Genomic DNA, 14,516 nt, shown 5'->3' with positions numbered 1-14,516 from the left:
GACGCGTTCAAGCCAGGCGCGGCGCAGGCTAGGCGCGGGCCGCCGGCCTTGGTCATTCCAAGGTCAAGGCCCGTAACGACGCATGCGCCGCGCCTGGCTTGAACCCGAAGGGAAGGCTGCTGCCGGGCCGCATGGCGTTGTTGCAGCCTCCTTGCGTGGAATGACCACGCCGCGTCGGCCACGCCTAGTCCTGCGGCCCGGCAGCAGCCTTCGCGCCCCTTTTTCATGGTGAAACGGGTTCTAAGCATCCGCCCCGGCCTCATCCGCCTCCACATCTGCCGCGGAAGCCTCTTCAAAGCGATAGCCGTGCGAGTACACGGAGGTCAGCCGCACGCCGTTCTCGGGGCGCAGCGCCAGCTTGAGGCGCAGCCGCGAGATATGCGTATCCAGCGTGCGCGAGCCCGCGCCCATGGCGCGGCCCCAGACGGCCTGCTCCATCACCTCGCGCGCCAGCAGGCGCCCGGTATTGCGGAACAGGAACAGGGCCAGCTCATATTCGCGCGGGGACAGCAGCGCCGGCTCGCCGCCGATGGTGATGGTGCGCGCGTGGGTATCGACGGTGTAGTTGCCGCGCCGGATCAGCTCCACTTCCTGCGCGGCCTCGGGGTAGGCGCGGCGCAGCAGCGAGCGCACGCGGGCGATCAGCTCGCCGGCGCGGATGGGCTTGAGCATGTAGTCGTCGGCGCCCACCGTCAGGCCGTCGACGATATCGGATTCTGCGGTGCGGCTGGTGACGAACAGGATCGGCGGCATATTGCCGGACTTCTGCCGCACCCAGCTGACCAGCTCATAGCCGCTGGTGCCCGGCAACTGCCAGTCGACCAGCAACAGGTCATAGGCGCGCTCGCGCAGCGCGCGCAGAAAGTCCGCGCCGTTGGCGAAGGACTCGCACTCGAAGCCGGCTTCGCTCAATATCTGCCGGATCAGTTCGGCCTGATCCGGATCATCCTCCACGGAGGCAATTCGCATACCTCTACATCCTTCTGCCAGCTTCCGACTGCAACTGCGGTCTCTGCCACGGCATGTCGACGGCTCGGCCGGCAAGTCATTCCTCATATTCACCCCCAGGGGGGCGCGGCCGTCGATCTGATCCGACGGGCCAGGCCGAAGCCCGCCGGCTGCCGCCATGTTACCCAATCGCAGGCCCTTCCGTCGAGATGCCCCGACGAGGGGTGGCGGCGGCAACTGCGCCGATCCCTCCGCGATCGTCTTTCGATCTGCATCATCCTTGCCGCCATCGTGCCGCCCCGGGAGCCGGGCGCACGATGGCGGCAGGGCCTATTGCAGCATGTAGGTCTCGTACTCCAGCCGGTCCAGCTTGCGGTCCAGCAGGTACAGCGCCAGCGCCACCACCACCAGCAGCGACACCGCAAAGCCGTAGCCGTACCAGGCCGGCCCGAGGTGCAGCGTCAGCAGCGTCAGCGCGAAGTTCAGCACCACGAAGGTCGCGGTCAGCAGCAGCACCTCGCGGCGGCGGTCCAGGTAGAAGTAGATGTTGAGCACCCCCAGCAGCACCACCTGCAGGCTGGCACCGATCACGTCCACGTACAGCAGCGGCAGGTACAGCTCGGAAATGCCCAGCAGCCGCAGCACCCACACGCCCACCGCGAACAGCAGCAGCGCGGCGATGGCCTGCACCTTGACGATCTCGTACAAACCCAGCCGGATGGTCTGGACCATGGTGTTGCGCATGTCCTCGATATGCTCGAGCGAGCTGCCGCCGCGCACCGCGTTGTAGAACGCGTCGTAGTACTCGACGAAATCGGTCTCGATGCGCACCAGGAACACCGCCATGCCCGGGATGATCGCCAGGTAGGCCAGGAACACCGGGATGTCGTAGATGATCGACGCATGCAGCGGCCCGATCACCTGCTGCCCGGTGGAGGGCGCGTACCAGAACATGAACTTGTCGATCCAGATGCCCAGGTTGTAGAGCAGGCCGATCGCCACCAGGCTGGGGTACGCATGGCGGCGCTGGAACACCTCAAACGACATGAACTGGCGGCTGGTGTAGTTGCGGTAGATCAGCGTCACCATGCCGGTCAGCAGGCACAGCTGGCCGGCGGCGAAACCGCCCAGCAGCCCTTCCAGCCCGTGGCCGCGCAGCACCAGCGCGGCGCCGACCGAGATCGCGTAGCCCAGCAGGAAGGTCCATACGATGGCCTTGTACTGCTTCATGCTCGACAGGAAGATCGCGGCAATCCAGATATTGCTCAGCACCACGAAGCCCGCCACCATCAGCAGCCGGTACAGCACCGACTGCTCGCCGAAGCTGAATACCGCGCACGCCACGCCGATGCCGCCCGACAGCACCGTCGACAGCAGCGCCACCGCGTGGTAGTTGCTCAGGACCAGGTGGTCGCGCTTCTCGAACAACCGGTCCGAGGTGAAGCGCGTGAACGCCAGCTGCATCGGCCCGGTCAGGATCAGGCTGCCGGCAATCAGGTAGGTCACGGACACCTGGAACTGCGTGATCAGCGAGCCCGGCACCACGAAGGGCAGGCTCAGCATGCCGATCAGCAGGATGCCGACGATCGACAGGATCCACGGCCCGGAGCTGATGATGCCGGCATACGCGTAGGCGCTCAGCATGCCCGACAGGTTGTCCCGCCGCAGCATCTTGCGCAGCTCGAATCCAATGCCAGCCATGCTCAGGCTCCTCCGTGGACCGGGCAGCGCACGGGGTTGCCGCCGCCCTGCCGTTCAGGTCCGCCAGGCCCGGCGCCGTCTGCCTGCGCCATCAGCCGTTGATACAGTTCGCGGTAGCTGCCCACCATGCGGTCCTGGGTGTAGTAGCGCTCCACGCGCGCCACGCCGGCGGCCTGGGCCGCCTGCCAGCGCGCCGGGTCCTGCAGCAGCCCGAGCGCCGCCGCGGCCAGGGCCGCGGGATCGGCAATGCGCACCACCTCGCCGGCCGAGCCCAGCGCGGCGTCCTCGCCGGGCAGGCCGAACAGCAGCTCGCGGCATGAGCCCACGTCGGTGGTCACGCACGGCACGCCGGCGGCAAAGCCTTCCAGCACCACCAGCGGCAGCGCCTCGCTGATCGAGCTCAGCACCAGCACGCCCACCTGCGGCAGCAGCGCGTCGATGCGCTGGAAGCCCAGGAACTTGACCTTCTGGCCCAGGCCCAGGCTCTCGGCCAGGCTGCGGCATTCACGCGCGTAGTCGGGATCCTCGTCCTCGGGGCCGGCGATCCAGCCTTCGGCCTCGGGGTACTCGCGCACCACCGTCAGCATGGCGCGGATGAAGGTCTTGACGTCCTTGATCGGCACCACCCGGCCGATCAGGCACAGCACCGGCGGCACGCCCGGCTTGCGGCGCGCGCGCAGCGGCGCCAGGCGCGGCAGGTCGATGCCGTTGGGGATGCTGCGCGTGCGCACCTCAGGCGCGCCATCCTGCACCTGGCGGCGGCGGTTGCCCTCGTACAGCGCGACGATGTCGTCGCCGGCGTCGTAGCAGACCCGGCCGATGGTCTCGAAGAAGCGCACCCACAGTTCGCGGAAGTAGCTGATCTGGGAGATGTCGCGCTCGAACACATTGCGGTTGTCGCGGATCCACTGGCTCTGGAACAGGTCGATCTTGCGTTCCTTGGTGTAGATGCCGTGCTCCGACACCAGCAGCGGGCGCTGGTTGCGGTGGCGCAGCAGCGCCCCGAGAAAGCCCGCATAGCCGGTGGAAACCGTGTGGTAGACCCGCGCCGGGATCAGGTTGTCGGCAATGCGCACCAGCTGCCACAGCGGCTTGTGCATGATGCGCACGGTCCAGAAATAGTCCGTGAACGACGGGTCCGTGCAGAAGCGCCGGTATTGCTCGGTGATGGTCTGCCAGGCGCGGCGGCTGTACAGGAAGGCGTCCTCGCCCAGCGCTCCGCCCTCGCGCAGCGCCGGCATCAGCTCGCGCATCATGGCGCCGGCCTCGGCCTCGCGGCCCGGGTCGCGCAGCAGCTCGTGCAGGCGGTCCGAGGCGTCGAACGCCTTGGCATCGCCGGTGCTGCCCTGGACCAGCGGCGGCGGCGGGAAGTCGTACAGGTAGTGCGTTTCCAGGTGCACCACGTTGGGCGGCAGCTGGTAGGCCATGTCGCCATAGTCCTCGCGCCGGCTGCCGATAAAGACGATGCCGAAGCGCAGGTCCGGGAACGCGCGGATCATCTGGTTGACCCAGCTCGACACCCCTCCGCTCACATACGGGAAGGTGCCTTCGAGCAGCAACATGACGTCGGCCGACGTCCCTTTTACCAGGATCTCGCTCATGATTGCCAGTACCGCAGCAGGGGCCGCACCAGCGGGAGCGGCGAGGGGCTGTCAAACGATGCCATCAGCTGGCGCACCGCGGCATAGTCGCGTTCCAGGTAGGCGGCTTCGGCCAGGTGCGGCAGCACGCGTTCGCGCGCGAAGCCGAGGGATTCGGCGCGCTGCAGCCATTCACGCGCCTCGCGCGGGGCATTGCGCGCCAGTGCCAGGCGCCCGCGCATGTACCACAGCGAGGCATTGCTGTCGTCATGCGCCAGCGCCGCGCTGGCGTAGCGCTCGACCTGGCTGGCGGTGTAGCGGTAGACGTCGCCCTGCACCAGGTTCTGGTAGATCAGTTCCCAGTACAGGTCGGCCAGCCGCTTGCTGATTTCGGCGCGCTCGCTGGCGCTGTTGGCGCTCTCCAGGCGCGGCAGCTCGGCCAGGATCTGCTGGGTCAGCTGCTTCTCGGCGCCGTCCAGCATGCCGTAGGCCAGCAGCCGCACGTCGTCGACACTGTCGGCCAGCAGTTCGCGCAGCACCGGGCTGGCGGTGCGCGCCGGCATCGACTGCATCGCCACCAGCGCGGTCATGCGCTCGGGCAGGGGCGCGCGCGCATTGCCCAGCTGCGCACGCAGGCGCGCGCCGCCGCCGTGCGTGACGCGCGACATCAGGTGCGTGACGAACTCGGGCAAGCCCACGGTGCCGATGCCGCTGGTGTCCACGCGCCGCGGGAACAGCTTCGAGAACAGGTAGCTGCCCAGGCACACCAGCGCGCCGCCCAGCGGCACGAAGAAGCAGAACAGCGCGAGAAAGCCATAGCTCCACCCGAACGGCACGCGAAAGCGCCGCGGCAGCAGGCGCCACAGCAGCAGCGCGGTCAGCGCGGCGGCCACCGCCTGCATGCCGAAGAAGGCCAGCAGCAGCGCGGTGCTGTTGCCGGCGCGCGCCAGCAGCGCCAGCGCGGCGATCTGGGCGGCGAGCCCGCTGGCGCCGAGCTTAAACATGGGGCGCTTCCCCGGCCGGCAGCGTGGCCGGCGCGATCGCGCCATCCACCTGGGCCCGGCGCAGCAGTTTGACCAGCGCGTCTTCCGAGCCGGCGCCGGGCACCGCCAGCGTATAGACGCCGATGCCCGCACTGGTGAAATCGGTGCCGAACTGCGCGCGCAGCATGTCTTCGATGCGCACCAGGTAGGCCGCCACCGCCTGCGCATCGGACAGCGGCATCAGCGTCAGCATGGCGCGGTGATGGGCGTTGACCACCGGCCACGCCACATCCAGCGCGCGCCGGCTGCGCACCACCTGCTCGAACAGCGCATCGCGCTCCGGATCCGCGTCGAACACCAGCGCCACCACCGAGCTTTCGATGCCGGTCTCGCGCCGCAGCCGCGACAGACGCGCATAGTCCAGCGCAAACGGGTATGGGCAGGCCGGCAGCGCCGCCTGGATGGTGCGGGTGGCGCCGGCGTGCTCCACGCCGTCGGCGTAGTAGCCCAGCAGCACCATCAGCATCTGCAGGTTCTCGTAGGTCAGCGACAGGAACGGCATGCGCTCGACCACCAGCAGGCCGATCAGGTGGTCGGAGCCGGCCAGCACCGGCGCCACCGCCACATAGCGTGTCTGCGCGCCATGCTGCAGGCCGTCGGCGCGCAGGTGCGCCAGCTGGCGCGTGTCCAGGCAGTGGCGCACCAGCGGGTCGGTGGTGTCGAGCGTGAATTCCGGGCCGATGCTGGCGACCGGGGCGCCATCCACGTGCTCGCCATCGCAGGCATGGAGCGCGGCTGCCTCAAGCTGGCAGGCCTGCGCCACCACCTGCAGCATCGGCTGCGCGCCGGCCAGCACCTGGCCGGTGCGCGCGGCCTCGTCCAGCGCCACGCTGCGCAGCTGCGACAGCGTGTCGCGCAGCGTGGTGGGCCGCGCCAGCAGGTCGTTTTCCAGCCGCTCATGCGAGATCCGCAGCAGGTAGTGGTTCTTGGTCAGCGCCGCCAGGCGTTCGTCCAGGTAGCGGTTCACGGCGCGGGCGCGCGCCAGGCGCGTGCCCCAGATATCGCCGAACTGCCCGGCCACCAGCACCAGCAGCAGCCCGCCGAGGAAGAACAGGCGCGGGAACGGCCCTGCCATCACGCCGGTCTGCTGGTAGAAGTACCAGCCGCCCAGCAGCATCAGCACGCTGCCCACGCCGATCAGCGTGCCGTAGCGCAGCGCCAGGATCACCGGCAGCAGCCAGGCCCACGGAAAGCCCATGCCGAGCAGCAGCGGATTCTGCGGCAACACCAGCCACGCCAGCCCCATTGCCGCCAGCATGGCTACCACCAGTTCCACCACGGCCGCGCGCCCGCTGACCGCCGGCGCCAGCAGGCGCGCATAGCGCCCACCCAGGCCGATGCCCTGTCCTTGCCGCGCGCGATATGTCTTGTCAGCCGTATTGGCCACGCTCATCCCCTTGCTTCAACCATTGCATCGCCGCATCGGTGTGCAGCCTCTTCCTGATGGCTTGCCGCCTCAGCCCTGCATCAGCGGCGCCAGCAGGCGGCGCAGCAGCTTCTGCGCGGTGCCCGACAGCGAGGCGCGGCTCCAGCCGCTGTCGCTGCCGGTGGCCGACCACACCACTTCACCGCTGTTCACGTCCAGCAGCTGCAGCGAGATGCCGACCGCGGGCTCGCCGTCCACGCCCACCTTGTAGCGCCATTCCTGCACCGCGCCGGTCAGCGCGTAGCGGGCCTTCTCGGCACGCGCCCATTCCAGCGCCTTGCCCACGGCTTCGCGCTCGGCCGGCTCGAACAGCGTTTCCGGATTGAGGCTGGCCGGATAACGCTTCAGGCTGGCCACGCCGCCGGTCTTCAGCAGGCTCTCGGCAATCGCCTCGGCGCGCAGGCCGGCCTGCGGCGTCTCGGTGTAGTTCACGATCGGCAGCACCGCGATGGTCTCGCCGCGGGCCAGCGCCGGCGCGCGGCCGACATCCGTCACCGCGCAAGCCGCCAGCCACAGTGCCGCGCCCAGCGCGCCGCACCATGCCGCCAGCCGCCTGGCCGCTGTCTTGCCCGTCATTGCCGTGGTTTGCTTGTTCATCTTCATCCCCTTTTCCATGTCCTGTTGTTACCCGATCCCTGCCATCCGCTGCCGCCGGCTCAGTACAGCCAGCGATAGCGCATTCCCAGTTCCGTCAGCGGCCTGCCACCGTTGCGCGCCGCGGTCTCGTGCGAGATATACAGCGCCAGGTGGTCATTGCCGAATACCGATCCGGCCACCCCGCCCTGCACGCGGAAGTTCTGCCGTGCGCGCGTGTCGCGCAGCAGCCCCACTTCACCGAACGGCCGCCACTTGCGTGTGTACTCGTCCAGCAGCTCAGTGCCGAAGCCGAACAGCACGCCGGCCTGCGTAAAGCCCTGCGGCATGTAGAACGCCGGCGTGGCTTCGTCGCCGACCGGCACCAGCGACGCCATGCGCGGCGTCAGGCTGCCGCCGTTGGCGCTGTAGTTGGCATGCGTGCCGACCACGCGCACGGTGTAGTCCGGATACGAGGTGCGGATCTTGTAGCCGGCCTCGACGTCATAGACCATGCCATGCCCGAGCGCGCTGCGGTCCTGCCCGCGGAAGCTGCTGTACTCGATGCGCGCGCCGACGAACTCGCGCAGGCCGAAGCGCCAGGTTGCGCCCAGCCCCACGACGTCCTTGGCCCCGCCCACGCGCAGCGGCGCCGATTCATCGGCCGGCTGGTTCAGCCCGGCCAGCGTGCTGAACTGCAGCCGGCCCTGCTGGTTCCACTCGCCGAAGAAGCGCGCGGTCGCCATTGTGTCCAGTCCCTCGCGGTAGCCTGCCGTGGCACGCCAGCGCTTGCTGTTGTCGCGATAGCCCAGCGACAGGTCGGCGCGCCGGTCGGACGACGGCACGTTCACCAGCTGCTGCGGATCGGTGCTGCGCTGGTCGCGCCAGGTGCCGCGCAGGTTCAGGTCATACCCGTCCCACAGGCGCACGCCGCCCGCGAGGCTGCCTTCGGTGTACTCCAGCGGCTTCTGGTGCATGAAGCTCACGCGCGGCTCGATCGCCTGGGCGTTGTAGAGCAGCGTCTCCTGCAGGGTGTCCTGCAGCGTGTCGTCGGAACGGGCCCGTTCCTGGGTCTCGAAGGCCAGCGTCTGCGCGCTGCTGATGCGGTCCAGGCGCTGGTTGGCCTCGATCTGGTTGGCCACCGGCACGCGGCCGGCCTGGCGCTCCAGGATGCGGTCAACGCTGTTCATGTCCTGCCGGTCCAGCGCGATCGCCACCTCGGCATAGGCCGGTCGCTGCAGCCGGTTGACGTACTGGCGGGCCAGCCAGCTTCGCGCCAGTTCGTTGGATTCCGCCGACATCGCCCATGCCAGCGCGGCATCGCGCCCGGCAGCGGACAGCGCGGCATCGCGGCGGGCCGCATTGCGTGCGACCTCCGCCGACGCGGGCTCGCGCAGCGGCGGCAGCCCGGCCACCTCGCCCAGCTGCGACGGCGCGCCCGCCAGCGGCGGCACCAGTTCGCGCGCCGCCGTGGAAGCGCGGTCCGCGCGCAGCATCTGGATCACCAGCGCGCGCGAGACCTCGCCCGAGGCAAAGATCTGCCCCAGCGCCACGGTCTGGCGGCGCAGGTCCGCGCGCGAAGGCGCGCCGGACTCGTTCTCGTACTCTTCGTCACCGTCGGTGTTATCGGGCCGCAGCCGGGCATAGCGCACCCCGCCCTGGGACCAGCCGTGGTGCAGGTCGATCCAGGCCTGGCGGCGCACGCGCCAGGCCATGTCGGTCTGGCCGATGGCTTCATAGGCATCGGCCATCAGGCTGAGCCAGAGCGGGTCGGCGCTCTTGCCGTCGTTGAGCTTGCGCAGGTAGTGCATGGCCGCGCGCCCGTCCTGGAAGCGCATATGGCCCGCGGCAAAGGCGCCCCACAGGTCGGGGTTGTCTTCCGCGTCGTCCTTGACGCGGCGCATCACCGCGCGCACCTCGGTGTCGCTGCCCTGGTCGACCAGCGTCCACAGCAGCGCCGCCAGCGTTTCGCTGTCGGCATCGCGCAGGCCCGCGGCGCGGCGCAGGTCGGCCAGGGCCTGGTCGCGCTGGCCGGTCACGCGGTAGTACTCCGCGCGCCGCATCAGGAAGCGGCTCGACTGCGCTGCCGCCTGGCGCTGCTCGGGCGTCATGTCCTGCAACAGGCGCCCGATGCGCCGGTAGGCGTGGGCACGCGTGTAGTAGTACAGCGCCAGTTCCAGCGATTCCGGCTTGCCGCCGCGGCGCCAGTCGGCCTCGGCGATGCGGCCGGCGTCGATCGGGGTCTTGTCGTAGTAGGCGATCAGGTTGGAGAAATCCGCCTCCTGCGTGTCGCGGACCTCGTCCAGGCAGTCGTTGCGCGCCGGGCCCGCCGGCATCTCCATGCAGTGCTCGTCCTGCGTCTGCGCCGCCGCCAGCATCAGCTGGCGATAGCCGTCCTTGAGCAGGTCGTCGCGCTGGTTCAGCCGCGCCAGCTCGGTAAAGGTGCGCCAGTAGAGGATGTCATCCTTCCCGGCCGTGGCACGCGCCGGCAGCATGGCGTCCAGCGCCTGCGCCAGCTTGCCGCGCACATAGAGCAGGTTGGCGAGCTTCAGCGCATAGGCGGGGCGCGGGCCGAAGCGCTGCTGCAGCTGCGTATAGATCTGGAACGCGCGCTCGTCCTTGCCGGCGCGCTCGGCCAGGGCGGCGTGACGTTCCAAGATTTCGCGCGCCCTGGGGCCGTGGCTCAGGCCTTCGAGGAAGCGCATGGCCTCTTCCGGCTCGCCCAGGCGTTCGTAGGCGGCCACCACCTCGTCCACGGTCTTCAGGTCCGAGCCGCCCGCGCGGTGGCGCAGCGCGGCCAGGTAGGCGCGATCGTCGGACAGGCCCGGGGCGAGCCGCATCACTGCATCCCACGCGCGCTCGTCGTTGGTGGCGCGGGCATAGTCGAGCCAGCTCTTCAGGGCCACGGCCGGCTGGCGGTTCCATTCGGCCACCTGCGCCAGCCGTTCGCGCCAGATCGCCTCGCCCGGCAGCCGGCGCACCGCGGTCTCGGCCACGCGCTGCGCCTGGTCGAGCTTGCCGGCCGACAGGAACACGCGATAGGCGAGTTCGTAGTCGTCGGCGTTGAACGGCTTGTCGGCTGGCTCCGCCGGCGCCTGCGCGGGCGCAGCAGCTTGCGCCGCAATCTTGCGCGTACCCAGCTGGCCGGAAGCGGCCAGCGCTTCACGCAAGGCCAGGCCGCGCGGCCCGTCGAGGAAGACCAGGCCGCGCTCGGCCCACGGCTGGCTGGCGGCGATGCGCCGCGCCTCGGCCTGGCGTGCGGCCAGCGCCGCCGCGCCGGCATCGCGCGTGCGCGCCGAGACCTTGAGCAGCCGCTCGACATAGCGGCTGGCCTGCTCCGGCTTGTTGGCCGCCAGCGCCAGCTTCGTCAGGTAGCGCAGCACCTCCGGATCGTCCAGCAGCTTGCCGCCGTGGCGCTCGGCCTGCGCCAGCGCTTCGTCCAGCAGGTTGCCTGACTGCAGCGTCTGCACCGCCTTCAGGAACAGCGCGCGCCGCTCGGCCAGCGTGGTGGCGGCCGCCTGCTGCGCGAACAAGGCGTTGGCAGCGTTGCGATAGTCGCCGCCCGCGATCGCCATGTCGGCCAGCTGGCGGTTCCAGAAGGCCGCGTTGTTGCGGTCCTGGCTGGCCAGCGCCGCATAGAACTTGCGCATCGCGTCCTGCGCGCCGGCCTGGCGCGACTGTGTGGCCAGCGTTTGCAGGTCGGCCAGCCCCCAGCTGCGCGCGGCAGCCTGGTCCAGCAGGCTGCGCAGCTGCACCAGGTTCTGTTCGCGCTCGGGCGTATCCGGCAGCGCGGCCCAGGCGCGCTGCTGCGCGATCTCGATGCGCGTGCGCAGGATCTGGCCCGACAGGTCGGTGCCCTGCACCGCCTGCATGCGCGCCAGCATGGCCTGCGCCTCTTCCAGCCGGCCGGTGCGCGCGTATTGTTCGGCCAGCACGCCCATGAAACCGGGGTCGTCGGGCGTGACCTTCCACCAGGCTTCCAGGTAGGCCATGGTCAGCCCGTCGATGGTGCGGCCCTGGCCCAGCAGGCGCTCGCGCAGGGTCTCGCGCGGGAACATCAGCGCCAGGCCGATCCCCACCATCGCGGTGAAAGTCAGCACCAGCGCCGGCGGCAGCAGCCGCTCGCGCTCAACCGGCGCAGCGGACTTCGACTTGTTGCCTGGCATGGTTCGGATCGGTGACGGGTGCGGTATCCACGCGCAGCGTGTTGCGCTCGCGGACGGCCTGTACGGGCTTGCCATCGACGCTCACACGGCAGTTGCCGGCGTTGGCAAGACGGAAGAATGGCTTGAAATAGCCGCTGAAGGCGAAGCGCGTGACGCCATCGCGCTGCGACCAGTCGCGCACGATGCCGTTGGCTTCGGCCAGCTGCGGCGCGGCCGGGGCGGTGACTGTGTCGCGCACGGCGAAGCGCGCATCGCCGCCATCCAGGTGCAGGTAGACGCCGCCGCCCGGTGCCGGCGAGGTGCCGGTCACGCCATGCGCCGCGCCCACGTCAGGCATGCCGGCGCCGCTCCAGCGCAGGTTGCGCAGGTTGCCGTCGCCGCGCACGATCCATTCGGCACCGGTGCCGCCCGGCTGGCCATCGCCCACGTCCCGCGCCACGGCCATGTCCTGCCAGTCGAGCACCTTGCGCACGTAGTCGGTCGAGTGCAGCGGCAGCAGCGGCTGCGCCAGCACATAGTCATAGACCTTGCGCAGCGCCTTCAGCGACGCGGCCTTGGTGCCCGAATAGCTGTGGTAGTAGATGTTGACCGGCTTGAAGCGATAAGGCTTGTCGGTCAGCTCGTAGGTCTCGATCACGCGCTCGAAGCCATAGAACGGGCCGTGCCAGAGGTTGGTGTAGACGTTCTCGTTCTGGTTGGGCGCAAACACCTGGAAGGTGCCGCCGGGCTTGTTGATGCCCAGCGGCGCGATCGCGGTCCAGCTCGGGTTGCTGCGCGTGATCAGCGTATCGCCGCCGTTCATGTTGAGCACGCGCGCCTTCTCGGTGAGCCGCAGCGCCTCGGCCGGCGGCTGGCAGTCTCCCGACCACAGCAGCATGCTGACCGGCTTGCCGGCCGGCGCCAGCGTGCGGTTGATGTAGTCGATCGAGCCGCCGATCTCGCGGTTCAGGTCCATGCTGTAGCCGGGGATGCTCAGGTGGAAGGCCTCGTCGCCCTCGACCACGGCGGCGCCGCTGGATTGCGTTGGCTGCCCTGGCTGTGCCGGCACCGTGCGCGACCACTCGAACGGATGCGAGAAGGTATGGCTGGCCACCTCGACATAGGGCTGCGCGAAGATCTTGCGCGCGATCGGCTCAAGCTCGGCGCTCAGCCTGGGGTACATGCCGTCCTTGCTGACTTCGCCCTGGATCACCGACATCGTCATCGGCAGCCGGTAGCGGTCGAAGATCTCGCGGAACAGCACCTCGCCGGAGAAGCCGCCGCCGGGAATCTCGGCGCGCGAGGCAAAGCCGTCGCCGTCGATATGGATGGTCAGCAGGCGCCGGCCGTTCTCGGTGGTGACATCGGGCACGGGCATGGCGGGCAGGCGCAGCGCCTCACGCAGGAAGTCCAGCGGCTGCACCACCCAGCGGCTCTGGCCGTTGCCGTTGCCGCTCTGGCGCACCGCGTACGGCCCCAGCACATAGCCGCCCCACGGCGTGATCGCGGCGGCGTCATAGGTCAGCGTGCCCGAACGCAGGCGCAGCAGCGAACGGTAGCCGGCGCCGTCCGGCACCTGGATCGCTTCGGCCTGGGTGCGGTCGGGGGCCACCGGCATCTCGAAGCCCATCATCCGGTCCTTGGCCAGCACCTCGACCGGGCCCGACACGCGGCCCTTGACTGCCTTCAGCCCGAAGCTGCGCGCCACCGCGCCGCTAACGCTGGTGCCGAAGTCGTTGAGGAACACCACCGGCATGCCCTGCGCCATGCGCGCCTGCACCCAGGCATGGAAGCGTCCCGGCTGCGCCGTGACATTGCCTGACAGGTACACCACCACGCCGGCGTAGCGGTCCGGCCCGATCTCGGGCAGGTCCTCGCTGGTCTCGGCGAAATCCACGCGATAGCCAAGGTAGTTGAGCGGCATCGAGACAAAGCGCACACCCTCGGAATCGTCGATCGACACCCCGGGGCGGCGCTCCTGCACCACCAGCACGCGCCGGGGCAGCACCTCGACCTTGCCGATGCCAACCGTCTGCAGCCCGGGATCGGCCACATAGGGCGTGATCCCCAGCGCGCGGATGCGCTGCGCGGTTTCGCGTGCGCAGCGGCGGTCAGCCGGCGGACAATAGTCGATCGAGATCACCGGCAGGCGGTATTGCTCGCGGATGGTGCGCGCCTGCGCCAGCAGCCAGTCGCGGTCAGCCTGCGCAACGTCGACATAGCGGCCCTGGGCCTGGTTCCAGCCGCGGAACAGCGACTCGAAGGCAACGGCATAGGCCAGGTCATGCACCTGCGGCAGGATCTCGAAGCCGCGGTTGAAGACCAGGCGCGCCTCGGGGTAGCGCGCCTTGATGGCGCGGATCACGCGCACCAGCCCCGCTTCCTGCCGTGCGCGCTCGGCGTCGGTCCTGGCGGCAAGCTGGTAGGAATCGAGGGTATCGAGGAAAAAGCCGCGGAAGCCGCGCTGCCACAGCGGCGCGATCACCTTGTCCACATAGAAGGCGGGCCAGCCGTCGGCTGCCTGGTCGATGACCGGCGCGTTCCAGGCGTCATTGCGCCCGACGAACCAGGCCTTGGGGATGTCCTTGAAGTAGGCGCGGCTCTCCAGCACCTCGCCGACGCTGACATAGGCAAACCAGGCCGTGGCCGGCGTCGCCGCCTGGCGCGGGTCGAAGCCGCTGTCGGGCTCGACCACGGCGATGTCGAAGGCTTGCAGAGCGTCAACCGGCGGCTTGGCGCCGTAGTGCAAGGCGATCGACGGCATGGATGGCGCCTGCGCCGCGGGCGCCGGCGCGGCCGCAGCCGTCGCCGCCCCGAGGGCCAGCGCCAGCGCGATGCCTTGCACCCGCTGCGCCATGCGCATCCCTACCCACCCCGATCGGAACGGCATGCGGCCGCCCCGGTTCCCTTGTGCTTCCTCCAGCTGCTTCACAGGCTTGCTTCCTCTTGTCTGCGCACGCCGGCAAGTGCCTCACGCACGACATTCTCTGAGGCGGTCGCTGCCGCCTTGTGTCCGACTGTGGATCTCAGAATCGGAAAAATCTGATGGTATCCGGAAACGAATGCTAGGACAGACGCATGGATCACATTGTCAACAATT

8 protein-coding genes are annotated in these 14,516 nt (G+C 69.5%); all 8 read right to left on the bottom strand.

Annotated elements, in window-relative coordinates; all coding sequences use genetic code 11:
• Positions 1 to 240 precede the first annotated feature (240 nt).
• The 8 genes from AC3WVS_RS09800 to AC3WVS_RS09765 all read right to left on the bottom strand — a co-directional run bounded on the left by AC3WVS_RS09800 (position 241) and on the right by AC3WVS_RS09765 (position 14,306).
• Positions 241 to 969, bottom strand: a complete 729-nt coding sequence (locus AC3WVS_RS09800) for a response regulator transcription factor (RefSeq protein WP_492318451.1) — start codon at positions 967 to 969, stop codon at positions 241 to 243.
• 309 nt (positions 970 to 1,278) lie between these two features.
• Positions 1,279 to 2,649, bottom strand: coding sequence for an exopolysaccharide Pel transporter PelG (pelG, locus tag AC3WVS_RS09795; protein WP_492318450.1), 1,371 nt, complete (start codon positions 2,647 to 2,649; stop codon positions 1,279 to 1,281).
• 2 nt (positions 2,650 to 2,651) lie between these two features.
• Positions 2,652 to 4,250: a GT4 family glycosyltransferase PelF gene (pelF, locus tag AC3WVS_RS09790; RefSeq protein WP_492318449.1), complete on the bottom strand. Its 1,599-nt coding sequence runs from the start codon at positions 4,248 to 4,250 to the stop codon at positions 2,652 to 2,654.
• Positions 4,247 to 5,233 (bottom strand): tetratricopeptide repeat protein, encoded by a 987-nt coding sequence (locus tag AC3WVS_RS09785; protein ID WP_492318448.1) that lies wholly within the window; start codon positions 5,231 to 5,233, stop codon positions 4,247 to 4,249. Before AC3WVS_RS09785 ends, pelF begins: the two co-directional genes overlap by 4 nt.
• Positions 5,226 to 6,665, bottom strand: coding sequence for a PelD GGDEF domain-containing protein (locus AC3WVS_RS09780; protein WP_492318447.1), 1,440 nt, complete (start codon positions 6,663 to 6,665; stop codon positions 5,226 to 5,228). Before AC3WVS_RS09780 ends, AC3WVS_RS09785 begins: the two co-directional genes overlap by 8 nt.
• 63 nt (positions 6,666 to 6,728) lie before the next feature.
• The gene (locus AC3WVS_RS09775) at positions 6,729 to 7,295 is read right to left on the bottom strand and encodes a penicillin-binding protein activator LpoB (protein WP_492318446.1); all 567 of its coding nucleotides are present in this window, start codon (positions 7,293 to 7,295) and stop codon (positions 6,729 to 6,731) included.
• Positions 7,296 to 7,354: 59 nt separating this feature from the next.
• On the bottom strand, positions 7,355 to 11,437 hold the full coding sequence (locus tag AC3WVS_RS09770) for a tetratricopeptide repeat protein (protein ID WP_492318445.1): 4,083 nt from the start codon (positions 11,435 to 11,437) through the stop codon (positions 7,355 to 7,357).
• Complete coding sequence (locus AC3WVS_RS09765; protein ID WP_492318444.1) at positions 11,400 to 14,306, bottom strand: bifunctional glycoside hydrolase/polysaccharide deacetylase family protein; 2,907 nt, start codon at positions 14,304 to 14,306, stop codon at positions 11,400 to 11,402. Before AC3WVS_RS09765 ends, AC3WVS_RS09770 begins: the two co-directional genes overlap by 38 nt.
• Positions 14,307 to 14,516 lie beyond the last annotated feature (210 nt).

Source organism: Cupriavidus sp. CPT47-8839-RL05A (assembly GCF_058792255.1).
This window is presented reverse-complemented; position numbering and strand designations above follow the sequence as displayed.

What these genes read in the sequence shown, in the direction of transcription:
- AC3WVS_RS09800 (WP_492318451.1), bottom strand. Translation starts at nt 969, where the DNA reads ATGCGAATTGCCTCCGTGGAGGATGATCCGGATCAGGCCGAACTGATC.
- pelG (WP_492318450.1), bottom strand. Translation starts at nt 2,649, where the DNA reads ATGGCTGGCATTGGATTCGAGCTGCGCAAGATGCTGCGGCGGGACAAC.
- pelF (WP_492318449.1), bottom strand. Translation starts at nt 4,250, where the DNA reads ATGAGCGAGATCCTGGTAAAAGGGACGTCGGCCGACGTCATGTTGCTG.
- AC3WVS_RS09785 (WP_492318448.1), bottom strand. Translation starts at nt 5,233, where the DNA reads ATGTTTAAGCTCGGCGCCAGCGGGCTCGCCGCCCAGATCGCCGCGCTG.
- AC3WVS_RS09780 (WP_492318447.1), bottom strand. Translation starts at nt 6,665, where the DNA reads ATGAGCGTGGCCAATACGGCTGACAAGACATATCGCGCGCGGCAAGGA.
- AC3WVS_RS09775 (WP_492318446.1), bottom strand. Translation starts at nt 7,295, where the DNA reads ATGAACAAGCAAACCACGGCAATGACGGGCAAGACAGCGGCCAGGCGG.
- AC3WVS_RS09770 (WP_492318445.1), bottom strand. Translation starts at nt 11,437, where the DNA reads ATGCCAGGCAACAAGTCGAAGTCCGCTGCGCCGGTTGAGCGCGAGCGG.
- AC3WVS_RS09765 (WP_492318444.1), bottom strand. Translation starts at nt 14,306, where the DNA reads ATGCCGTTCCGATCGGGGTGGGTAGGGATGCGCATGGCGCAGCGGGTG.